This is a genomic window from Streptomyces sp. B1I3 (genome assembly GCF_030816615.1).
GTDB lineage: Bacteria > Actinomycetota > Actinomycetes > Streptomycetales > Streptomycetaceae > Streptomyces.
This window is the reverse complement of the sequence record NZ_JAUSYD010000001.1, coordinates 3,180,814-3,200,565: the sequence shown is the minus strand read 5'-3', so window position 1 is coordinate 3,200,565 and position 19,752 is coordinate 3,180,814. Positions and strand designations below refer to the sequence as shown.

Genomic DNA, 19,752 nt, shown 5'->3' with positions numbered 1-19,752 from the left:
ATGACCCGCACTCCCGTGAATGTCACCGTGACCGGCGCAGCCGGCCAGATCGGCTACGCGCTGCTCTTCCGCATCGCCTCCGGCCACCTGCTCGGCCCGGACGTGCCGGTCAACCTGCGACTCCTCGAGATCCCGCAGGGCCTCAAGGCCGCCGAGGGCACCGCCATGGAGCTCGACGACTGCGCCTTCCCGCTCCTGCGCGGCATCGAGATCACCGACGACGCCAACGTCGGCTTCGACGGCGCCAACGTCGCCCTCCTGGTCGGCGCGCGCCCGCGCACCAAGGGCATGGAGCGCGGTGACCTGCTCTCCGCCAACGGCGGCATCTTCAAGCCGCAGGGCAAGGCCATCAACGACAACGCCGCGGACGACATCAAGGTCCTCGTCGTCGGCAACCCGGCCAACACCAACGCGCTCATCGCGCAGGCCGCCGCCCCGGACGTACCGGCCGAGCGCTTCACCGCGATGACCCGCCTGGACCACAACCGCGCGATCTCGCAGCTCGCCGCCCGGACCGGTGCCGCCGTCTCCGACATCAAGCGGCTGACGATCTGGGGCAACCACTCGGCGACCCAGTACCCGGACATCTTCCACGCCGAGGTCGCCGGCAAGAACGCCGCCGAGGTCGTCAACGACGAGGCATGGCTGGCCGACACCTTCATCCCGACCGTCGCCAAGCGCGGCGCCGCGATCATCGAGGCCCGGGGTGCGTCCTCGGCCGCCTCCGCGGCCAACGCCGCCATCGACCACGTGTACACCTGGGTGAACGGCACCGCCGAGGGCGACTGGACCTCGATGGGTATCCCGTCGGACGGTTCCTACGGCGTCCCCGAGGGCATCATCTCCTCCTTCCCGGTCACCACGAAGGACGGGAAGTACGAGATCGTGCAGGGTCTCGACATCAACGAGTTCTCCCGTGCGCGCATCGACGCGTCCGTGAAGGAGCTCACCGAGGAGCGCGACGCGGTTCGCGAGCTCGGCCTGATCTGACCGGTCTTCCGGCCCCCGGGCCGGACCCGGACGCACGTGGGCGCCTCCCTGCAGCATCGCTGAAGGGAGGCGCCCACGCGTGTCCACCGGGGTCAGTCGCCGCGCAGCCGGTCGGCCAGACCGCGCACGGCGTCCGCCGCACGCCGCTGCAGCTGCGGGCCGAACGTGACCCGTACCGCGCCGAGCTCCCCCAGGCGGCGGGCGTCGGACGGGCCGTCGGGTGAGCCGAGGGCGTTGAGCGGGACCGGGACGGCCGCGGCCAGCCGGGGCAGGTCGCCGGCCGGCGCGGTGATCGGATAGACGCACTCGGCTCCGGCGGCCGCGTACAGCCGGGCGCGGGCGATCGTCTCCTCGACCACGTCCGTACCGGCCGGGACCCCCCGGATGTACGTGTCGACGCGGGCGTTGACGAAGAGGTGCCCGCCCGCCGCGGCGCGGACCGCGGCGAGGCGTTCGGCCTGGCGCTCCGGATCCTGCAGGACCCCGTCGGCGGAGTCCTCCAGATTGCAGCCGACCGCGCCCGCTTCCAGGAGGCGCTCCACGAGTTCCGCGGGGGGCAGGCCGTACCCGGCCTCGACGTCCGCCGACACCGGCACGGACACGGCGCGGGTGATCCGTGCCACCGCCGCGAACATCTCGGTGGCGGGCGTCCGTCCGTCCGCGTGGCCGAGGCAGGCCGCGACGCCGGCGCTCGGGGTGGCCAGCGCCGGGAATCCGGCGTCCTCGAAAGCGCGTGCGCTGGGGGCGTCCCACGGGCCGGGCAGGACCAGCGGGTCGCCGGGGGAGCGGCCCTGGTGCAGGGCACGGAAGACGGAGACGGGCTCGTTCATCGGTGCTCCGATGCTGGGAAGCCGTGGCCGGCTTCCGGCGGCAGGGTGGGCGCAGGGGCGGCGGACGCCTGCTCCGGCGGCTCAGTGCTTGATGTCACCGGGCGTGTAGTGGCCGGGGACCTGGCGGGTGGCCACCCCGAAGCGGTTCCACGCGTTGATCACCGTGATGGCGGCGAGCAGCTGGGCGAGCTCGGCCTCTTCGAAGTGCTTGGCGGCCTTCGCGTAGACCTCGTCCGGCACGAAGCCGTCGGTCAGTACGGTCACGGTCTCCGTCAGCTCGATCGCCGCCAGTTCCTTCTCCGTGTAGAAGTGCTGCGACTCCTCCCAGGCGCCGAGCTGAATGATCCGCTCGACGGATTCGCCCGCCGCCAGCGCGTCCTTCGAGTGCATGTCCAGACACAGTGCGCAGCGGTTGAGCTGCGAGGCGCGGATCTTCACGAGTTCGACGAGCACCGGGTCGAGCCCCTTGGAGGCCGCGATGTCCAGCCGGACCATGGCCTTGTACACCTCGGGGGCGAGCTGGGCCCACTGCAGGCGGGCGGGGTGCTCGGGGGCGTGCTCGGCGGATGCGTGGGAGTGCGTGTGCGTCGTCATGGATATGACGCTACGGCGCGGGTGGCGCACCGGTATGGTCCATTTCCATGACGGATACCTGGGCCGCTTTCGGTGCCGACCTGCACATCGAACCGGTCGGCGCCGGAGTGCGCAGCGGGTTGGTGAACGCGCTGCGGGACGCGGTGCGCAGCGGCCGGCTGGTGCCCGGCACCCGGCTGCCCTCCTCCCGGACACTCGCCGTCGACCTCGGCATAGCCCGCAACACCGTCGCGGACGCCTACGCCGAACTGGTCGCGGAGGGCTGGCTCACCGCACGTCAGGGCTCGGGGACCAGGGTCGCGCAGCGGGCCGTCGCCCGGAGGCCGGCCACCCGGCCGGTACGGTCCCGCCAGGAGCGGCGCCCCGTGCACAATCTGATGCCCGGGTCGCCGGACCTCTCGGCGTTCCCGCGCACCGAATGGCTCAAGGCGTCCCGGCGCGCCCTCACCGCCGCCCCCGACGAGGCCTTCGGGTACGCCGACCCCCAGGGGCGCATCGAGCTGCGCACCGTGCTGGCGGACTACCTGGCGAGGGCGCGCGGGGTGTACGCGGACCCGGAACGCATCGTGATCTGCTCCGGGTTCGTCCACGGGCTGATGCTGATGGGGAAGGTGCTGCGGCAGCGCCGGGTGCGGGAGACGGCCGTGGAGTCGTACGGACTCGACATCCACTGGAACATCCTGGCCGAGGCGGGCCTGCGCACCCCGTGCCTGCCGGTGGACGCGCTCGGGGCCCGGACCGGTGAACTGGGCGGGATGCGGGGCGTGGGCGCGGTGCTGATGACCCCCGCCCACCAGTTCCCCACGGGCGTGCCGCTGCACCCGGACCGGCGGGCCGAGGCGATCGACTGGGCGCGGTCCGGGTCGGGGCTGATCCTGGAGGACGACTACGACGGCGAGTTCCGCTACGACCGGCAGCCGGTGGGTGCCCTCCAGGGCCTCGATCCCGAACGGGTCGTCTACCTGGGGACGTCCAGCAAGTCCCTCGCCCCGGGGCTGAGGCTGGCCTGGATGGTGCTGCCCCAGCGGCTGGTGGGGGAGGTGTGCGAGGCGAAGGGCGCTTCCGACTGGATGTCCGGGACGCTGGACCAGCTGACACTCGCGGAGTTCATGAGGTCGGGGGCGTACGACCGCCACGTGCGCTCCGTCCGGCTGCGCTACCGGCGGCGCCGCGACCAGCTCGTACAGACGCTCGCCGAGCGGGTGCCGGGCTGCCGGGTGAGCGGAATCGCGGCCGGGCTGCACGCGGTGCTCGAACTCCCGGAGGGCACCGAGCAGTCGGTGGCCCGGGCCGCAGCATGGCAGGGGCTCGCTCTGGAGCGGCTGTCGCGGTTCCGGCACCGGGAGGCGGAGCCGGTCCAGGACGGCCTGGTGATCGGCTACGGCTCTCCGTCGGAGAGCGGCTGGGCGGGGGCGCTGGACGCCCTCTGCCGGGTACTGCCGTGACGGCCCGGTGCGGGACGGCGGGTGGAGCCGTGGGCGCCGGAGGTCCGGACATGGAGGGCGGGGGCCTCGTCACCGGGTTTCGGCCAGGCTGGCCAGCCATCTAATCTGACTGTTAAGTCGGAGTGGTTGACCGGCAGTCGAATGGTTCGTGGGTACGACGGGGGGACGGAACATGATCAGGCGCAGGCTGCGGTCGAGCACGGTGGTGCTCGGTGGCGTGGGGCTGCTCGCGGCGACGCTCACCGCTTGCGGGTCCGAACCCGACAGGCGGTGTGCCGACCGGGTGACCCGGGAGGAACTGCCCAGCTACGAGTGCAAGGGCAGCGGCGGCAGCGGTTCCTACTACTACGGGGGCAGCAGCCACAGCGGCAAGCTCTCCGGCGGAAGCTTCGACAAGTCCGCGGTCGACCGCGGCGGTTTCGGCAGCTCCGGCACCGGCGGCGGCTGACCCGCATGGAGCGCCGCACCATCGAGCCCCGCCCCGGCTGGCAGCGGACCGTCGAGGAGCAGGGGCTGGTCTACCCCCTGACCCGCTACCCGGACGGATCGCTGCGCCCGTACTGGGACGAGAGCGCCTACTACGTCTTCTCGTTGCCCGAGGTCGAGGCGCTGGAGGAGGTCGTGGAGGAGCTCCACGCGATGTGCCTGGCCGCAGCCGCGTACATCGTCGAGCACGACCGCTTCGCCGACCTCGGCATCACCGACCGCCGGCTGGCGGGGCTGATCGCCGAGTCCTGGCGCCGCCGAGCTGAACTCCCCTCCCTGTACGGCCGGTTCGACCTGCGGTACGACGGCTCGGGGCCGGCCAAGATGCTGGAGTACAACGCCGACACGCCGACCTCCCTCCTGGAGGCGGCCGGTCCCCAGTGGTTCTGGATGGAAGACCGCTTCCCCGGGGCCGACCAGTGGAACTCGCTGCACGAGCGCCTCGTCGACGCGTGGAAGCGGCAGGCCCCCCTCCTGCCGTCCGGCCCGCTGCACTTCGTCCACTCCGACGGTGACGAGCTGGGCGAGGACCTGATGACCGTCGCCTATCTGCGGGAGACCGCCGAACAGGCCGGCATCGCCACGGAGGCCCTCTCCGTGGAGCGGATCGGCTGGGACCGGCTGACCGGCCGTTTCGTCGACGAGCGGCTCCGATTCATCCGCAGCTGCTTCAAGCTCTACCCGTGGGAGTGGCTGGCGACCGACCGGTTCGGGCCGCATGTGCTGGACACCCTCGACAACGGCGGCGGCACCGGCACCACCTGCTGGATCGAGCCCGCCTGGAAGATGCTCCTCTCCAACAAGGCACTGCTGGCCTTGTTGTGGGAGCTGTACCCCGGACACCCGAACCTGCTGCCCGCCTACCTCGACGGCCCGCGCGAACTCGCGGGCGACGGGGCGGCGGGTTACGTCACCAAACCGCTGCTCGGCCGCGAGGGCGCCGGAGTCACCGTGCACGAACCGGGCAGCGCGCCGGTGACGCGCTACGAGGCCTGCTGCTACCAGGAGTTCGCGCCGCTGCCGGACTTCGCGGGCAACCGGGTGGTCCTCGGCGCCTGGGTGGTCGGGAGCGAGGCGGCCGGGCTCGGCATCCGGGAGTCGGCGGGACCGGTCACGGACGAGTACGCCCGCTTCCTGCCCCACGTCATCCTCTAGCGTCTCGCGTCCGGACCATGCCGGGCTCGCGGGCCTGATCCGGACGGAAGCCCCCGCGCCCGGCACCCCGGCCGGTGCCCGGCGGCTGGCGCTCAGCCCCGCAGCACGCCCCGGAGCTGGTCCAGGCCCCAGTCCAGGTCCTCCTTGGTGATCACCAGGGGCGGGGCGATCCGGATCGTGGAGCCGTGGGTGTCCTTGACCAGGACCCCACGGTCCATCAGCTTCTCCGAGATCTCCCGGCCCGTGCCGAGCGCCGGGGCGATGTCGACGCCCGCCCACAGACCGCGTCCCCGTACGGCCGTCACCGGGCCCCCGCCGGCCAGCAGCCCGAGCTCGTGGTGGAGGTGGTCGCCCAGCTCCGTCGCCCGCTGCTGGAACTCGCCCGTGCGCAGCATCGCGATCACCTCCAGCGCGACCGCGCAGGCCAGCGGGTTCCCGCCGAAGGTCGACCCGTGCTCGCCGGCGCGGAAGACCCCCAGCACCGCGGCCGAGGACACCACGGCCGAAACAGGCACCACGCCGCCGCCCAGCGCCTTGCCCAGCACGTACATGTCGGGCACCACACCCTCGTGCTCGCACGCGAAGGTCCTGCCGGTACGGCCGAGGCCCGACTGGATCTCGTCGGCGATGAACAGGACGTTCCGCTCCCGGGTCATCTCGCGCACCCCCGCCAGATAACCGGGTGGTGGCACCAGGACCCCGGCCTCGCCCTGGATCGGCTCCATGAGCACCGCCACGGTGTTCTCGGTCATCGCCTCGCCGAGCGCGGTCAGGTCCCCGTACGGCACGATCTCGAACCCGGGCGTGTAGGGGCCGAAGTCGGCCCGCGCCTCGGAATCGGTGGAGAAGCTGACGATCGTCGTCGTCCTGCCGTGGAAGTTCCCGGCGGCCACGATGATCTTCGCCATCCCGTCCGGCACCCCCTTGACGCGGTAGCCCCACTTGCGGGCCGTCTTCACCGCCGTCTCCACCGCCTCCGCGCCGGTGTTCATGGGCAGGACCATCTCCATGCCGCACAAATCGGCGAGCCCCGCGCAGAAGTCGGCGAACCGGTCGTGGTGGAAGGCCCGCGAGGTCAGCGTCACCCGCTCCAGCTGGGCCTTGGCCGCGTCGATCAGACGCCGGTTGCCGTGGCCGAAATTGAGCGCCGAGTAACCGGCCAGCATGTCGAGGTAGCGACGCCCCTCGACGTCGGTCATCCAGGCACCGTCCGCCGAGGCGACGACGACCGGCAACGGGTGGTAGTTGTGCGCACTGTGCGCCTCGGCGGAGGCGAGGGCGGTTTCCGTGGTCGGCACGGGGTCTCCGTTCGTCGTGCGGGGTGGGCGGGGTGTGCCCACTTTGTATCGTCGGTCGGATCACGCACGGGGAAACCTTCGAAGCGCGGCGCGCCCTGTGCGCCGCCCGCACATCTTTCCCGCACCGCTTGGCGGAGATCGGTTCCGCACCTGAGACAATGAGTGCATGGCCTCTGATCGACCCCGCGTGCTCTCCGGAATCCAGCCCACCGCAGGCTCGTTCCACCTCGGCAACTACCTCGGCGCGGTCCGCCAGTGGGTGGCGCTCCAGGAGTCCCACGACGCGTTCTACATGGTGGTGGACCTGCACGCGATCACCGTGCCGCAGGACCCGGCGGAGCTTCGCGCCAACACGCGGCTCGCCGCCGCCCAGCTGCTGGCGGCCGGGCTCGACCCGGAGCGCTGCACGCTCTTCGTCCAGAGCCATGTACCCGAACACGCGCAGCTCGGCTGGATCATGAACTGCCTCACCGGCTTCGGTGAGGCGTCCCGCATGACGCAGTTCAAGGACAAGTCCGCCAAGCAGGGCGCGGACCGGGCCACCGTGGGCCTCTTCACCTACCCGGTCCTCCAGGTCGCGGACATCCTGCTGTACCAGGCCGACCAGGTCCCGGTCGGCGAGGACCAGCGCCAGCACATCGAGCTCACCCGTGACCTCGCCGAGCGCTTCAACGGCCGTTTCGGGCAGACGTTCACGATCCCGGCGCCGTACATCCTCAAGGAGACGGCGAAGATCTTCGACCTCCAGGACCCGGCGGTCAAGATGAGCAAGTCGGCCTCCACGCCGAAGGGCCTCGTCAACCTCCTGGACGAGCCGAAGGTCACCGCCAAGAAGGTGAAGAGCGCGGTGACGGACACGGACACCGTGATCCGCTTCGACACCGAGAAGAAGCCCGGCGTCAGCAACCTCCTCACCATCTACTCCACCCTCACCGGCACCGCCGTCGTGGACCTCGAGCAGAAGTACGAGGGCAAGGGGTACGGCGCGCTCAAGACCGACCTCGCCGAGGTGATGGTGGAGTTCGTCACGCCGTTCCGGGACCGCACACAGGAATATCTGGACGACCCGGAGACGCTGGACTCACTCCTGGCCGAGGGGGCGGAGAAGGCCAGGGCCGTCGCCGCGGAGACGCTGGCGCAGACCTACGACCGGATGGGCCTTCTGCCCGCGAAGCACTGAGTCAAAGGACCCTGGCGGCGGCACGGCCCGACGCGGCACACTGGCGTCGGTACGACTGCCGGTACGGCCGAAAATCGACCATCGACGATTGAGGAGAACGATGTGGGGACCGTAACGCTTGGCGTTTCGATCGCGGTCCCGGAGCCGTACGGCAGCCTGCTCCAGGAGCGGCGCGCGAGCTTCGGGGACCCTGCCGCGTACGGCATTCCCACCCACGTCACCCTCCTCCCGCCGACCGAGGCCGAGGGGGCCGACCTGCCGGCGATCGAGGCGCACCTCGACGGGATCGCCGCGGCCGGCCGCCCCTTCCCGATGCGGCTGTCCGGCACGGGCACCTTCCGTCCGCTGTCACCCGTCGTCTTCGTCCAGGTCGTCGAGGGCGCCTCGGCCTGTTCCTGGCTCCAGAAGCGGGTCCGGGAGGCTTCGGGACCGCTGGTGCGCGAGCTGCAGTTCCCGTACCACCCGCACGTGACCGTGGCGCACGGCATCGCGGAGGAGGCGATGGACCGTGCGTACGAGGAGCTCTCCTCCTACGAGGCGGCCTGGACCTGCGGTTCCTTCGGGCTGTACGAACAGGGCGCGGACAGTGTCTGGCGCCAGATCAACGAATTCCCGTTCGGGGCCGGCGGCGGCCCGACCGCCGTGCCGGCCCAGGGCGGCCGGCCCGTGGGACGGCCGACGCTGCGGCCCTGACGGCCTGCCGTCTCACCGCACCGGCAGCCGCCGGAACAGCGGGCGCGGCACGTGCCGCAGGGCCGACATGACCACCCGCAGGGCGCCGGGCACCCATACGGTCTCCGAGCGCCGCCGCAGGCCCGTCACGATCGCGTCCGCGACCGCGCCGGGGGTGGTGGCGAGCGGCTCCTGCTCGCGCCCCGCCGTCATCCTCGACCGCACGAAGCCGGGGCGCACGACCATCACGTGCACCCCCGTCCCGTGCAGTGCGTCCCCGAGGCCCTGCGCGAAGAGGTCCAGGCCCGCCTTGCTGGAGCCGTAGATGAAGTCGGCCCGCCTGGCCCGCTCACCCGCCACCGACGAGAGCACGACCAGCGCTCCGTGGCCCTGCGCCTGGAGTGCGCCGGCGCAGACCAGGCCGGCGGAGACCGCTCCCGTGTAGTTCGTCTGAGCCACCCGGACCGCGGAGAGCGGTTCCTCCTCGTCGCGCGCCTGGTCGCCGAGGATGCCGAAGGCCAGCAGTACCGCGTCGACGTCGCCGTCGGCGAAGACCTTTCCGAGCACCTCCTCGTGGGACGCGGGATCGAGGGCGTCGAAGGCGATCGTGCGGACGTCCGCGCCCAGCTCGCGCAGCTCGGCCGCGGCCCGCTCCAGGGCGGGGGAGGGGCGGCCGGCCAGCCGGACCGTGCGGGTGCGGCGGGCGATCAGCCGGCGCGCGGTGGCCAGACCGATCTCGGAGGTGCCGCCGAGGACGAGCAGGGACTGCGGGGCACCGAAGGCGTCCTTCACGGGAAACTCCTGGCGACGTGGACCGGGTGTGCGGGGTGGGCGTGGCGGGGCGGGCGTGCGGGGTGGTCGTGCAGGTGGGTGGGGCTCGGATCGGAGCCCGGATTCACAGCCCGAGACGGCGGGACAGGTCCGACCGGAAGGCGCCGTCCGGGTCCAGCTCCTCGCGCAGGGCGCGGAACTCGGCGAGTCTCGGATACATCGCGGCAACGGCGTCCGGGTGCAGCCGTGCGTCCTTCGCCAGGCAGACCCGGCCCCCCGCCCCCGCCACCTCGTCGTCGAGACCGTCCAGCAGCCGCGACAGTCCGGGCAGCCCCGCGGGCAGCCCGAAGGAGAGCGTCCAGCCGGGCACGGGGAACGACAGCCAGCCGGGGCCGGCGGCGCCGAAGCGTTTGAGCACGGCCTGGAAGGCGGGGGTGCGACGGGCCGAGAGCCTGCGGACGATGCGGTGCACCGTCTCCTCCTGCCCGTGGCCGACGGCGAACTGGTAGCGCACGAAGCCGGCCCGCCCGAAGAGGCGGTTCCAGTGGGGAACGGCGTCCAGCGGATGGAAGAAGGCGGAGATCCGCTGGAGCTCCCCGACGCGGGAGAGGGGGGCGCTGCGGTGGCGCAGCTCGCCCAGGAGCGCCGCGGAGGTCCGGCCGAGCAGTGCGGGAGGCAGGAACGGGGGAGCCGCGGGCAACTGCCCGGTGCGGAAGGCGAGCGGTGTGCGCCGGGCGCGCGCCGGGAGCGCGTCCAGCGGTGCGTGTTCCCCCCGGGTCACGACGGCGCGTCCTGTCGCCTTCCCGTGCGCCAGGAGATCGATCCGGGCCGCCGCGTACGGGGTGGACCCGCCCGAGGCGGCGAGCCGGGCCATCGCCTCGTCGAGGTCGGCCGCGCGCTCGGTGGCGACCGACATCATCGAGGTGGCGACGGGGCGGAAGCCGAGCGTGGCGGAGAGGATGACGCCGGTCAGCCCCAGGCCGCCCGTGGTCGCGTCGAACAGCGGGGTGCCCGGCAGCACCGTACGCACCTCGCCGTCGGCGGTGAGCAGGTCGAGGGAGCGCACGTGCCGGGCGAAGGAACCGGCCCAGAGGTGGTTCCTGCCGTGGACGTCGGAGGCGATCGCGCCGCCGACGGTGACATGGCGGGTCGCAGGGGTGACCGGCACGAACCAGCCGAGCGGCAGGAGTACCCGCATCAGGTGGTGCAGGTCGGTCCCGGCCTCGCAGACCACCGTGCCGTGGACGGCGTCGACCGTGCGGATCCGGTTCAGCGCGGTCATGTCGACGACGGAGCCGCCCGCGTTCTGCGCGGCGTCGCCGTGGGCGCGGCCCAGCCCGCGGGCGACGACCCCCCGGGGCCCGCGGCCCCGCACGGCGACGACGGCCTCCTCGTACGTACGGGGGCAGAACCGCAGCGCGGTCGTCGGGGAGGTGCGGCCCCAGCCGGTCATGGACACCGTGTCGACGGACATGGAGGTGACCGTATCGCCCGGGAAAACCCTTTTGAGGGATTTGTTACAGCACTCACCGAAATGGGTGACCGGAAGCCGGAGAGTTACGGGACCTCGGTTTTCCGCGTCCGGCAGGGTAGGCGTACGTCATGGACTGGCTGACAAGACTCCCCGTCATCGGGCCGCCTCTCGCGCGGCTGATGGAGACGCACGCCTGGCGCTCCTACGAGACGCTGGACCGGGCCCACTGGGCCAGGCTCGCCGCGGCGATCACCTTTGTCAGTTTCCTGGCGCTCTTCCCGCTCATCGCGGTCGGGGCGGCGATCGGTGCCTCGCTGCTCTCCGCCGATCAGCTGCGGACGATCGAGGACAAGCTCGCCGAACAGGTGCCGGGCATCTCGGACCAGCTGGGCATCGAGAACCTCGTGGCCCACGCGGGCACGGTCGGTCTGGTCGCCGGTGCGCTGCTGCTCTTCACCGGCATCGGCTGGGTCGGTTCGCTGCGGGACTGCCTGCGCGCCGTCTGGGAGAGGGACGACGCGGACGAGGGCAATCCGGTGATCCGCAAGCTCAAGGACGCGGTGCTGCTGCTCGGACTCGGCGGTGCGGCTCTCGTGACACTCGCCGCGTCCACGATCGGCTCCACGGCCATCGGCTGGACCGCCGACCTGCTGGGCATCCCCGAGCACGGCGCGGGCGGCGTACTGCTCCAGGTGGCCGCCCTGGCCGTCGCCGCGTTCGCCGACTTCCTGCTGCTCCTCTACCTGCTCACCCTGCTGCCCGGCGTGGAGCCGCCCCGGCGGCGGCTGATCGTCGCGGGGCTCATCGGTGCCATCGGCTTCGAGCTCCTCAAGCTGCTGCTCGGCAGCTACATGAGCGGCGTCGCCTCCAAGAGCATGTACGGCGCCTTCGGGGTCCCGGTCGCGCTCCTCCTCTGGATCAACTTCAGCGCGAAGCTGCTGCTGTTCTGCGCCGCCTGGACGGCCACACCGAGCAAGGAGAGCGCGGACACGACCGTCAGCGACGAGGCAGACGGCGCACCAGGTCCGGCAGCGGCCAGCGCCGGTTGACCAGGAAGACCCCGCCGGCCAGGACCACCAGCAGCCCGCAGGCGACCGACAGCGCGATCCAGGCCCCGCCGGACCCCCCGGCGGGGCGCGCCGCGGCGACCTGCGTGGCCGCGTCGCCGGGGGCCGTGTCCTCGCCGGTGGGCTGGGCCCCCTTGCCGGTCCCGGTCTCGGCGGACTTCGGCGGCACCAGCTCGCCGACCGGCGTCACCTTGCCGCTCGCCGAGAAGCCCCAGTCCAGCAGACCGGCCGCTTCCTTGTACACGGCGTGACTCACGTCGGACGACGGGTTCATGACGGTGACGAGCAGCACCTTGCCGTTGCGTTCGGCGACTCCGGTGAAGGTGTTCCCCGCGTGCGTCGTGTAGCCGTTCTTGACCCCCGCGATGCCCTGGTACGGGTCCACCCCGATGTCCCCGGTGATCAGCCTGTTGGTGTTCTGGATCTCGAAGCTCTCGCGCTTCTTGCCCTTCTTCTGCTCGCCGGGGAACTCCGCGGTGGCCGTCGCGCAGTACTCGCGGAAGTCCGCCTTCTGCAGCCCGCTCCGGGCGAACAGCGTCAGGTCGTAGGCGCTGGAGACCTGGTTGGGGGCGTCGTAGCCGTCGGGCGAGACGACCGTCGTGTCGAGTGCCTGCAGTTCCTCGGCGTGGCGCTGCATCGCAGCGACCGTCGCGTCGACGCCGCCGTACATCGAGGACAGCACGTGCACCGCGTCGTTGCCGGAGCGGAGGAACACCCCGAGCCACAGGTCGTGGACGGTGTAGGTGTGGTCCTCCTTGAGGCCCACCAGGCTGCTGCCCGCGCCGATACCGGCGAGTTCCCTCTCGGTCACCGTGTGGGTCATGCTCTTCGGCTGCAGGGCGGGAAGGACCGTGTCCGCGAAGAGCATCTTCAGGGTGGAGGCCGGTGGCAGCCGCCAGTGGGCGTTGTGCGAGGCGAGCACCTGGCCGTTCTCCGCGTCCGCGACGATCCACGACCGGCCGGTGAGGCCCTTGGGCAGGACCGGCGCGCCGGGGCCGAGATCGACCTGGGTGCCCACCTGGCCCAGTCGCCCGCCGCCCACGGTCGACATCCGGCCGGGCGGCTTCGGCTGTTGGTCGTCGGTCTTGTCCTTGTCGGCCGCCACTCCGGGGCTGATGACACATACGGACAGCAACGCGGCAGAGAGGACCGTCAATGCGGTCTTTTTCAGAGCAGGCACGGTCGAAAACGTACAGGGCGTTGACGAGGACAGAGACCCGGATGGCTTGACCCGCCGTGCATACCGCCGGTACAGCCCACCCCGCGCGACCGGCCCCGGGCGTGGCGGCGATACTGATGCCATGAAGCTCAGCCGCCCCGTTTCCTGGTTCCTGCTCGCCTTCGGGGTGTGGAGCTGGTTCATCTGGGTCACTTTCGTCAAGAACCTGTGGAAGGACGGCAGCGGGCTCGCCTTCGACGACGCCGGCGACCCGACCGCGTACTTCTGGGTCCACCTGCTGCTCGCCATCACGTCGTTTCTTCTGGGGACGGCCGTCGGGGTCATCGGGTTCCGTGGCGTCAGGGCATTGCGGCGCGAGAGCGCATGACACCCCCGGCCGACGAGTGAACGCGGACGGGCGAATTTCAGAGGGTGGGCGGGGGAGCGTACGTGATCGTGGTCTTCGCAGGGGTGGCGGTCGCGGTCCTCGCGCTGCTCGTCGGCGTGCACCGCTATGTGTGGCGCAGGCTGATCGGTGACACGACGGCCCCGGGCAGCCTCGCACGCCGCGCCGGCACGGTCGCCGCGTTCGTCCTGCCGCTCCTGAGCGTCGGCGCCCTCGTGTCGAGCCGTACGGGTCTTCCCTTCGTGGTGCAGCAGGTGCTGGCCTGGCCGGGTTTCCTGTGGCTGGCCGCGCTCCTGTACCTGACGCTGGCTCTGCTCGTCGGTGAGGCCGTACGCCCCGTGCTCCACAGGGTCACGGCCCGCCGGGTGGCCGGGACGGCCCCGGAGCCCGCGGCGGACACGGCGGCGAGCACGGCCGACGCGGGCGCCGGTGCCGTTGCCGGCGCGGGCGCCGGTGCCGGCGCCGGTGCGGGGGCTGTTGCGGCCACGGACGCCGTCGCCGGCGCACGCGGCGGCACCGCGCCCGCAGCCGGTACCCGTACGGACGTCCCGTCCGGTGGGCAGGGCCCCGCGGCCCCGGCCGCCGCCGGTCCCACGCGGCGGCTGTTCGTCGCCCGCGCCGTCGGCGGCGCAGCCGCCGTCGCCGGGCTCGGCACCGTCGGGTACGGGACCTACGGAGTGCTGCGCGGCCCCCGGACGAAGCGGATCACCGTCCCGCTCGCGAAACTGCCGCGCTCCGCGCACGGCTTCCGGATCGCCGTCGTCAGTGACATCCACCTCGGCCCCATCCTGGGACGGGCCCACACCCGGCGCATCGTCGACGCGATCAACGCGGCACAGCCCGACCTGGTCGCCGTCGTCGGGGACCTCGTCGACGGGTCCGTCGCCGACCTGGGCTCCGCCGCCGAACCGCTGGCCGGGCTCGAGGCCCGCCACGGCAGCTACTTCGTCACCGGCAACCACGAGTACTTCTCCGGTGCGGCCGAGTGGGTGGACCACGTACGCGAACTGGGGCTGCACCCGCTGGAGAACGCCCGGGTCGAGATCGGCGGGTTCGACCTCGCGGGGGTCAACGACGTCGCGGGCGAGAGCGAGGGCCAGGGCCCGGACTTCGGGCGCGCGCTCGGCGACCGGGACCGCGACCGTGCCTCCGTCCTGCTCGCGCACCAGCCCGTCGTGATCGACGACGCCGTCGAGTACGGCGTGGACCTCCAGCTCTCCGGCCACACGCACGGCGGGCAGCTCTGGCCGGGCAACCTGCTGGCCGAGCTGGCCAATCCCACGGTCGCCGGGCTCGAACGCTACGGCGACACACAGCTCTACGTGTCGCGTGGCGCGGGCGCCTGGGGCCCGCCCGTGCGGGTGGGTGCGCCCTCCGACATCACCGTGGTGGAACTCGCCTCCCGCCAGGCCTGAGCGGCCACGGCTCCCTCGACCGCGGGACCGCGGGACCGCGTGACCACGGACTGCGGGCTGCCCGCGTGACCACGGAAAGCGCCGGATCCGACGGCAGCCGGCCGGACCCGGCGTCGGCGGGGCGTGACGGCAGCCGGACCCGGGGGTCAGCCGGGCCCGGTGCCGGCCGACGGGCGCGAGGTCGCTCCCGACGGGCGCGAGGTCGCGGCGGGCATGAACTCCACCAGTACGCCGTGAAGCTGACGCACGAGCGGGCGCAGCACCCGGAAACGGGAGAGCGCGATCGCCCGTGCGGCCAGAGGCGCCGTGCGCTCGACGAGCCGACGGCTGCGTTCCGCGCCCTCGGACCGGTCGTGGACCCAGAAGAGCACCAGGCCCATCTGCATCAGCCACAGCAACTGCGGCAGCGACTCCTCGAGTTCCGGATCGGGCCGGGTGGACGCCCCGGCCAGGCACCGCCGGTGGATCGAGACGGCGGCCTCGCGGGCGGCGACCGACTCGTCGGAGAACGGCGAGAGCGGGCTGTCCGGGTCGGCGGCGTTCTTGAAGAACTGGGCCCCGAAGCGGTGGTACTGCCCGGCCACGTCCAGCCAGCCGAGCAACACCCCGCGGATGCGTACGGCCAGGTCCGGGTCGCCGGCCAGGACCGGGCGGACGGCCGCCTCGTGCTCGGCGGCGATCCGGTCGTAGAAGCCCTGGACCAGGTGTTCCTTCGAGGCGAAGTAGTAGTACGCGTTCCCCACGGAGACCCCCGCCTCCTGGGCGACGGCCCGCATTGTCGTGCGGTCGTAGCCCCGCTCCTCGAAGAGGCGCAGTGCGGTACGCAGGATCAGCGTGCGGGTCTGCTCACTCTTGGGTGCCTTGGCCGGCCGGTCGTCTCCGGCCTGTTCCACCGCGTCCGGAGCCGGGGGGTCGTTCTCGTCCTTCGCCACGGCCCCAGGCTATCCGGGAGATCCACCGCCGGATCCGGCACCCGGCGGCGGAGGGGCCGCGCCCGGGTCCGGCTCCGGCTCAGGCGCTCATCGACCGCGCGGTGTTGACCTGCGCCATGACCATCTGGAAGGTCTCCGGACCCGTCGCCGGGATCATCGTCGAGTGGTGCCGGCCGCCGCTCGTCACCGTGACCTGGACGAAGCCCGTCGTCCTCTTCTCCTTCATCAGCAGGAAGAGCAGGCCGATCAGACAGAAGAGGGCGAACACGATGGCGAGCACGATGCCCACGGTCGGGATCTTCTCCTCGGTGCGCGACATGTCGGTCGCCGTCCACACCGCCCCCTTGAGGGGCATCGTCCCGGAGGGGGTCACGATGCCGTCGTTCATGACGGTGATGTCACCGAAGGAGAGCATCGGCACGCTGCCGCCCCCGTGCTGCACCGGCAGGTTGAAGCCGGGCTCGGTGGGCTGTCCGGGCCCCGGGTAGCCGTAACCGGGGCCGGGCTGGGCGGCGGAGTCGGGGAGCGGCTGCGGGTAGCCGTACCCCGGGGCGGCGCCCGGCGCGGGGTAGCCGTATCCCTGGCCGTCCGGCATCGTGGGCGGGCTGCCCGGCGGCTGGGGCGGGCCCCACTTGTATGAGTCGTCCGCGTACGGATTCGGATCGCTCACAACGTTCCCCGTTCTCCATCAAGCCTTCTGCTCCCGTGCCGTGCTGCGCCGGAAGAGGCGAACCGGTGACCGGCTCCGCATGACCGTACCTTCCCGGCACGCCGGACGCACCAAGAGGCCCCGCCTTCCGCACAGTCGGTGCGGAAAACGGGGCCTGTCCCGCAACTCGTGGGTCAGAAGCGGCGGGTGATGAGCGCGCGCTTCACTTCCTGGATCGCCTTGGTGACCTCGATGCCACGGGGGCAGGCGTCCGTGCAGTTGAAGGTCGTGCGGCAACGCCACACACCGTCACGGTCGTTGAGGATCTCCAGGCGCTGCTCGCCGCCCTCGTCACGCGAGTCGAAGATGAACCGGTGCGCGTTGACGATGGCCGCCGGGCCGAAGTACTGCCCGTCGTTCCAGAAAACCGGGCACGAGGACGTGCACGCGGCGCACAGGATGCACTTGGTGGTGTCGTCGAAGCGCTCGCGGTCCTCGGCGGACTGCAGACGCTCGCGCGTCGGCTCGTTGCCCTTGGTGATGAGGAAGGGCATGACATCACGGTAGGCCTGGAAGAACGGGTCCATGTCGACCACGAGGTCCTTGAGGACCGTGAGGCCCTTTATGGCCTCGACCGTGATCGGCTTCTCCGGGTTGATGTCCTTGATCAGCGTCTTGCAGGCGAGCCTGTTCTTGCCGTTGATCCGCATCGCGTCGGAGCCGCAGATGCCGTGCGCGCAGGAGCGGCGGAACGTCAGGGTGCCGTCCATCTCCCACTTGATCTTGTGAAGGGCGTCGAGGACACGCTCCTTCGGGTCGATCGAGATCTGGAAGTCCTGCCACTGGGCCTCGTCGGAGACCTCGGGGTTGAACCGGCGGATCCGGAACGTGGCCGTGATGTAGGGCGTGTCGGCGAAGCCCGCCTCGGCCTTGTCGGTCTTGTCCAGGGTCGGGGTAGCCATCAGTACTTACGCTCCATCGGCTGGTAGCGGGTCGTGACGACCGGCTTGTAGTCGAGCCGGATCGACTCGGTGCCGTCGTCCGCGACCTCGCGGTACGCCATGGTGTGGCGCATGAAGTTGACGTCGTCGCGGTTCGGGTAGTCCTCGCGGTAGTGACCGCCGCGGGACTCCTTGCGGGCCAGCGCGGAGATCGCCATGACCTCGGCCAGGTCGAGCAGGTTGCCCAGCTCGATGGCCTCGAGGAGGTCGGTGTTGAACCGCTTGCCCTTGTCCTGGATGGACACGTTGAGGTAGCGCTTGCGCAGCTCGGCGATCTTCTCGACCGCGGTCTTGATGGTCTGCTCGGTGCGGAACACCATGACGTTGGCGTCCATGCACTCCTGCAGCTCCAGGCGGAGCGTGTGGACGCGCTCGGTGCCCGTCGAGTTGCGCAGCCGCTCGACCTGCTCCTGGACCAGCTGCGCCGGGTTCTCGGGAAGCTCGACGTAGTCGTTCTTCGCGGAGTACTCGGCGGCGGCGATACCCGACCGGCGCCCGAAGACGTTGATGTCGAGCAGCGAGTTGGTACCCAGGCGGTTCGCGCCGTGCACGGAGACGCAGGCGACCTCGCCGGCGGCGTACAGGCCCGGGACGACGGTGGTGTTGTCGGCCAGCACCTCGCCCTCGACGTTGGTCGGGATGCCGCCCATGGCGTAGTGCGCGGTCGGCTGGATCGGGATCGGGTCCGTGTAGGGCTCGATACCGAGGTACGTACGCGCGAACTCGGTGATGTCCGGGAGCTTCGCGTCCAGCTGCTCCGGCGGGAGGTGCGTGAGGTCGAGGTAGACGTGGTCACCCTCGGGACCGCAGCCGCGGCCCTCACGGATCTCCGTGTAGATGGAGCGGGACACGACGTCACGGGACGCGAGGTCCTTCATGACCGGCGCGTACTTCTCCATGAAGCGCTCGCCGTCCTTGTTGCGGAGGATGCCGCCCTCACCACGGGCGCCCTCCGTCAGCAGGATGCCCATGCGCCAGATGCCCGTCGGGTGGAACTGGAAGAACTCCATGTCCTCCAGCGGCAGGCCACGGCGGTACGCGGCGGCCTGGCCGTCACCCGTCAGGGTGTGGGCGTTGGACGTCACCTTGAAGAACTTGCCGGTGCCGCCGGAGGCGAAGATGATCGCCTTCGCCTGGAAGACGTGGATCTCGCCGGTCGCCAGTTCGTAGGCGACGACGCCCGCGGACTTCTTGACCCCGTCCACGTCCTGCAGCAGGAGGTCCAGGACGTAGAACTCGTTGAAGAACTCCACGCCCTCCTTGACGCAGTTCTGGTACAGCGTCTGGAGGATCATGTGGCCGGTGCGGTCGGAGGCGTAGCAGGACCGGCGGACCGGGGCCTCGCCGTGGCTACGGGTGTGACCGCCGAAGCGGCGCTGGTCGATGCGGCCCTCGGGCGTGCGGTTGAACGGCAGGCCCATCTTCTCCAGGTCGAGGACGGCGTCGATGGCCTCCTTCGCCAGGATCTCGGCGGCGTCCTGGTCGACCAGGTAGTCGCCGCCCTTGATCGTGTCGAAGGTGTGCCACTCCCAGTTGTCCTCCTCCACGTTCGCCAGCGCGGCGGCCATGCCGCCCTGCGCGGCGCCCGTGTGGGAGCGGGTGGGGTAGAGCTTCGTCAGCACGGCGGTGCGGCTGCGCTTCGTCGACTCGATGGCCGCGCGCATACCGGCGCCGCCGGCGCCGACGATGACGGTGTCGTACTTGTGGATCTGCATGGTTTCCTCTGGTCCCTCTGTCCCGGCGCCTAGCGGATGTTCGGGTCGAAGGTGAAGATCACCAGCGTGCCCAGCAGGACGGTGAACACCGTGGCGGTGTACAGGAGCATCTTCAGCCAGAAACGGGTGTTGTCCCGTTCGGCGTAGTCGTTGATGACCGTACGGAGGCCGTTGGCGCCGTGGAGCATGGCGAGCCACAGCATCGCCAGGTCCCAGACCTGCCAGAACGGCGAGGCCCAGCGGCCCGCCACGAAGGCGAAGCCGATCTTCGAGACGCCGCCGTCCAGCACGAGCTGGATCAGCAGGTGACCGATGACGAGGACGACCAGCACGATGCCCGACAGGCGCATGAAGAGCCAGGCGTACATCTCGAAGTTGGTGCGCGAACCCTTGGGGGTCTTGCCCGTGCGCTTGCGCGGGGGCTCGATCACCGGGGCCGGGTTGTCGACGTCGTACAGGCTTACGCCCTCGACGTCGCCGATCGCGGAAGAAGGTGTCTCGGTGGACATCGGC

20 protein-coding genes are annotated in these 19,752 nt (G+C 71.4%); 9 read left to right on the top strand and 11 right to left on the bottom strand.

Annotated features, from left to right (window positions below; translation table 11 throughout):
* A complete protein-coding gene (locus tag QFZ58_RS14515; RefSeq protein ID WP_307125354.1) occupies positions 1 to 990 on the top strand; it encodes a malate dehydrogenase in 990 nt (329 codons plus the stop codon).
* Between the two features lie 92 nt (positions 991 to 1,082).
* On the opposite strand, the gene QFZ58_RS14510 is transcribed toward QFZ58_RS14515, so the two are convergent.
* The gene (locus QFZ58_RS14510) at positions 1,083 to 1,820 is read right to left on the bottom strand and encodes an isocitrate lyase/phosphoenolpyruvate mutase family protein (RefSeq protein WP_307125353.1); all 738 of its coding nucleotides are present in this window, start codon (positions 1,818 to 1,820) and stop codon (positions 1,083 to 1,085) included.
* Between the two features lie 81 nt (positions 1,821 to 1,901).
* Positions 1,902 to 2,414 (bottom strand): carboxymuconolactone decarboxylase family protein, encoded by a 513-nt coding sequence (locus tag QFZ58_RS14505; RefSeq protein ID WP_307125352.1) that lies wholly within the window; start codon positions 2,412 to 2,414, stop codon positions 1,902 to 1,904.
* Positions 2,415 to 2,461: 47 nt separating this feature from the next.
* On the opposite strand from QFZ58_RS14505, the gene QFZ58_RS14500 reads away from it, so the two are divergent.
* The 3 genes from QFZ58_RS14500 (at position 2,462) to QFZ58_RS14490 (ending at position 5,500) form a co-directional block, all read left to right on the top strand.
* On the top strand, positions 2,462 to 3,859 hold the full coding sequence (locus QFZ58_RS14500) for a PLP-dependent aminotransferase family protein (protein WP_307125351.1): 1,398 nt from the start codon (positions 2,462 to 2,464) through the stop codon (positions 3,857 to 3,859).
* Positions 3,860 to 4,031: 172 nt separating this feature from the next.
* Positions 4,032 to 4,307 carry a hypothetical protein gene (locus QFZ58_RS14495; protein ID WP_307125350.1) on the top strand — a complete coding sequence of 92 codons (276 nt, stop codon included), beginning with the start codon at positions 4,032 to 4,034 and terminating at the stop codon, positions 4,305 to 4,307.
* 5 nt (positions 4,308 to 4,312) lie between these two features.
* The gene (locus QFZ58_RS14490) at positions 4,313 to 5,500 is read left to right on the top strand and encodes a glutathionylspermidine synthase family protein (RefSeq protein ID WP_307125349.1); all 1,188 of its coding nucleotides are present in this window, start codon (positions 4,313 to 4,315) and stop codon (positions 5,498 to 5,500) included.
* A gap of 92 nt (positions 5,501 to 5,592) precedes the next feature.
* On the opposite strand, the gene rocD is transcribed toward QFZ58_RS14490, so the two are convergent.
* Positions 5,593 to 6,798, bottom strand: coding sequence for an ornithine--oxo-acid transaminase (gene rocD, locus QFZ58_RS14485; protein ID WP_307125348.1), 1,206 nt, complete (start codon positions 6,796 to 6,798; stop codon positions 5,593 to 5,595).
* Between the two features lie 166 nt (positions 6,799 to 6,964).
* On the opposite strand from rocD, the gene trpS reads away from it, so the two are divergent.
* Together trpS and QFZ58_RS14475 are read left to right on the top strand one after the other, a co-directional pair.
* Positions 6,965 to 7,978: a tryptophan--tRNA ligase gene (gene trpS / locus QFZ58_RS14480; RefSeq protein WP_307125347.1), complete on the top strand. Its 1,014-nt coding sequence runs from the start codon at positions 6,965 to 6,967 to the stop codon at positions 7,976 to 7,978.
* Positions 7,979 to 8,080: 102 nt separating this feature from the next.
* On the top strand, positions 8,081 to 8,671 hold the full coding sequence (locus QFZ58_RS14475; protein WP_307125346.1) for a 2'-5' RNA ligase family protein: 591 nt from the start codon (positions 8,081 to 8,083) through the stop codon (positions 8,669 to 8,671).
* Positions 8,672 to 8,683: 12 nt separating this feature from the next.
* Here the strand turns inward: QFZ58_RS14475 and QFZ58_RS14470 are convergent, their stop codons facing one another.
* On the bottom strand, positions 8,684 to 9,442 hold the full coding sequence (locus tag QFZ58_RS14470; RefSeq protein ID WP_307125345.1) for a decaprenylphospho-beta-D-erythro-pentofuranosid-2-ulose 2-reductase: 759 nt from the start codon (positions 9,440 to 9,442) through the stop codon (positions 8,684 to 8,686).
* Positions 9,443 to 9,545: 103 nt separating this feature from the next.
* The gene (locus tag QFZ58_RS14465; RefSeq protein WP_307125344.1) at positions 9,546 to 10,895 is read right to left on the bottom strand and encodes an FAD-binding oxidoreductase; all 1,350 of its coding nucleotides are present in this window, start codon (positions 10,893 to 10,895) and stop codon (positions 9,546 to 9,548) included.
* A gap of 128 nt (positions 10,896 to 11,023) precedes the next feature.
* Between QFZ58_RS14465 and QFZ58_RS14460 the strand changes: the two genes are divergently transcribed.
* Positions 11,024 to 11,944: a YihY/virulence factor BrkB family protein gene (locus QFZ58_RS14460; RefSeq protein ID WP_307125343.1), complete on the top strand. Its 921-nt coding sequence runs from the start codon at positions 11,024 to 11,026 to the stop codon at positions 11,942 to 11,944.
* Here QFZ58_RS14460 and QFZ58_RS14455 read toward each other — a convergent pair.
* Entirely contained in the window at positions 11,892 to 13,142 is a 1,251-nt protein-coding gene (locus QFZ58_RS14455) for a D-alanyl-D-alanine carboxypeptidase family protein (protein ID WP_373428550.1), read from the bottom strand. The genes QFZ58_RS14460 and QFZ58_RS14455 overlap by 53 nt on opposite strands.
* Before the next feature lie 121 nt (positions 13,143 to 13,263).
* On the opposite strand from QFZ58_RS14455, the gene QFZ58_RS14450 reads away from it, so the two are divergent.
* Positions 13,264 to 13,509 (top strand): SCO4848 family membrane protein, encoded by a 246-nt coding sequence (locus QFZ58_RS14450; RefSeq protein WP_307125341.1) that lies wholly within the window; start codon positions 13,264 to 13,266, stop codon positions 13,507 to 13,509.
* A 68-nt stretch (positions 13,510 to 13,577) separates the two neighbouring features.
* Positions 13,578 to 14,942, top strand: coding sequence for a metallophosphoesterase (locus QFZ58_RS14445; RefSeq protein WP_307128866.1), 1,365 nt, complete (start codon positions 13,578 to 13,580; stop codon positions 14,940 to 14,942).
* Positions 14,943 to 15,088: 146 nt separating this feature from the next.
* Here QFZ58_RS14445 and QFZ58_RS14440 read toward each other — a convergent pair whose 3' ends face one another.
* The 5 genes from QFZ58_RS14440 to QFZ58_RS14420 all read right to left on the bottom strand — a co-directional run bounded on the left by QFZ58_RS14440 (position 15,089) and on the right by QFZ58_RS14420 (position 19,748).
* Entirely contained in the window at positions 15,089 to 15,835 is a 747-nt protein-coding gene (locus QFZ58_RS14440) for a TetR/AcrR family transcriptional regulator (RefSeq protein WP_307128865.1), read from the bottom strand.
* 118 nt (positions 15,836 to 15,953) lie between these two features.
* Positions 15,954 to 16,544, bottom strand: coding sequence for a hypothetical protein (locus tag QFZ58_RS14435; RefSeq protein ID WP_307125340.1), 591 nt, complete (start codon positions 16,542 to 16,544; stop codon positions 15,954 to 15,956).
* Positions 16,545 to 16,717: 173 nt separating this feature from the next.
* A complete protein-coding gene (locus QFZ58_RS14430; RefSeq protein ID WP_307125339.1) occupies positions 16,718 to 17,485 on the bottom strand; it encodes a succinate dehydrogenase iron-sulfur subunit in 768 nt (255 codons plus the stop codon).
* On the bottom strand, positions 17,485 to 19,239 hold the full coding sequence (gene sdhA, locus QFZ58_RS14425; protein WP_307125338.1) for a succinate dehydrogenase flavoprotein subunit: 1,755 nt from the start codon (positions 19,237 to 19,239) through the stop codon (positions 17,485 to 17,487). The genes QFZ58_RS14430 and sdhA overlap by 1 nt, the downstream gene beginning before the upstream one ends.
* 29 nt (positions 19,240 to 19,268) lie before the next feature.
* Positions 19,269 to 19,748: a succinate dehydrogenase hydrophobic membrane anchor subunit gene (locus QFZ58_RS14420; protein ID WP_014154476.1), complete on the bottom strand. Its 480-nt coding sequence runs from the start codon at positions 19,746 to 19,748 to the stop codon at positions 19,269 to 19,271.
* Between the last annotated feature and the right edge of the window lie 4 nt (positions 19,749 to 19,752).

What these genes read in the sequence shown, in the direction of transcription:
- QFZ58_RS14515 (WP_307125354.1), top strand. Translation starts at nt 1, where the DNA reads ATGACCCGCACTCCCGTGAATGTCACCGTGACCGGCGCAGCCGGCCAG.
- QFZ58_RS14510 (WP_307125353.1), bottom strand. Translation starts at nt 1,820, where the DNA reads ATGAACGAGCCCGTCTCCGTCTTCCGTGCCCTGCACCAGGGCCGCTCC.
- QFZ58_RS14505 (WP_307125352.1), bottom strand. Translation starts at nt 2,414, where the DNA reads ATGACGACGCACACGCACTCCCACGCATCCGCCGAGCACGCCCCCGAG.
- QFZ58_RS14500 (WP_307125351.1), top strand. Translation starts at nt 2,462, where the DNA reads ATGACGGATACCTGGGCCGCTTTCGGTGCCGACCTGCACATCGAACCG.
- QFZ58_RS14495 (WP_307125350.1), top strand. Translation starts at nt 4,032, where the DNA reads ATGATCAGGCGCAGGCTGCGGTCGAGCACGGTGGTGCTCGGTGGCGTG.
- QFZ58_RS14490 (WP_307125349.1), top strand. Translation starts at nt 4,313, where the DNA reads ATGGAGCGCCGCACCATCGAGCCCCGCCCCGGCTGGCAGCGGACCGTC.
- trpS (WP_307125347.1), top strand. Translation starts at nt 6,965, where the DNA reads ATGGCCTCTGATCGACCCCGCGTGCTCTCCGGAATCCAGCCCACCGCA.
- QFZ58_RS14465 (WP_307125344.1), bottom strand. Translation starts at nt 10,895, where the DNA reads ATGTCCGTCGACACGGTGTCCATGACCGGCTGGGGCCGCACCTCCCCG.
- QFZ58_RS14460 (WP_307125343.1), top strand. Translation starts at nt 11,024, where the DNA reads ATGGACTGGCTGACAAGACTCCCCGTCATCGGGCCGCCTCTCGCGCGG.
- QFZ58_RS14450 (WP_307125341.1), top strand. Translation starts at nt 13,264, where the DNA reads ATGAAGCTCAGCCGCCCCGTTTCCTGGTTCCTGCTCGCCTTCGGGGTG.
- QFZ58_RS14430 (WP_307125339.1), bottom strand. Translation starts at nt 17,485, where the DNA reads ATGGCTACCCCGACCCTGGACAAGACCGACAAGGCCGAGGCGGGCTTC.
- sdhA (WP_307125338.1), bottom strand. Translation starts at nt 19,239, where the DNA reads ATGCAGATCCACAAGTACGACACCGTCATCGTCGGCGCCGGCGGCGCC.
- QFZ58_RS14420 (WP_014154476.1), bottom strand. Translation starts at nt 19,748, where the DNA reads ATGTCCACCGAGACACCTTCTTCCGCGATCGGCGACGTCGAGGGCGTA.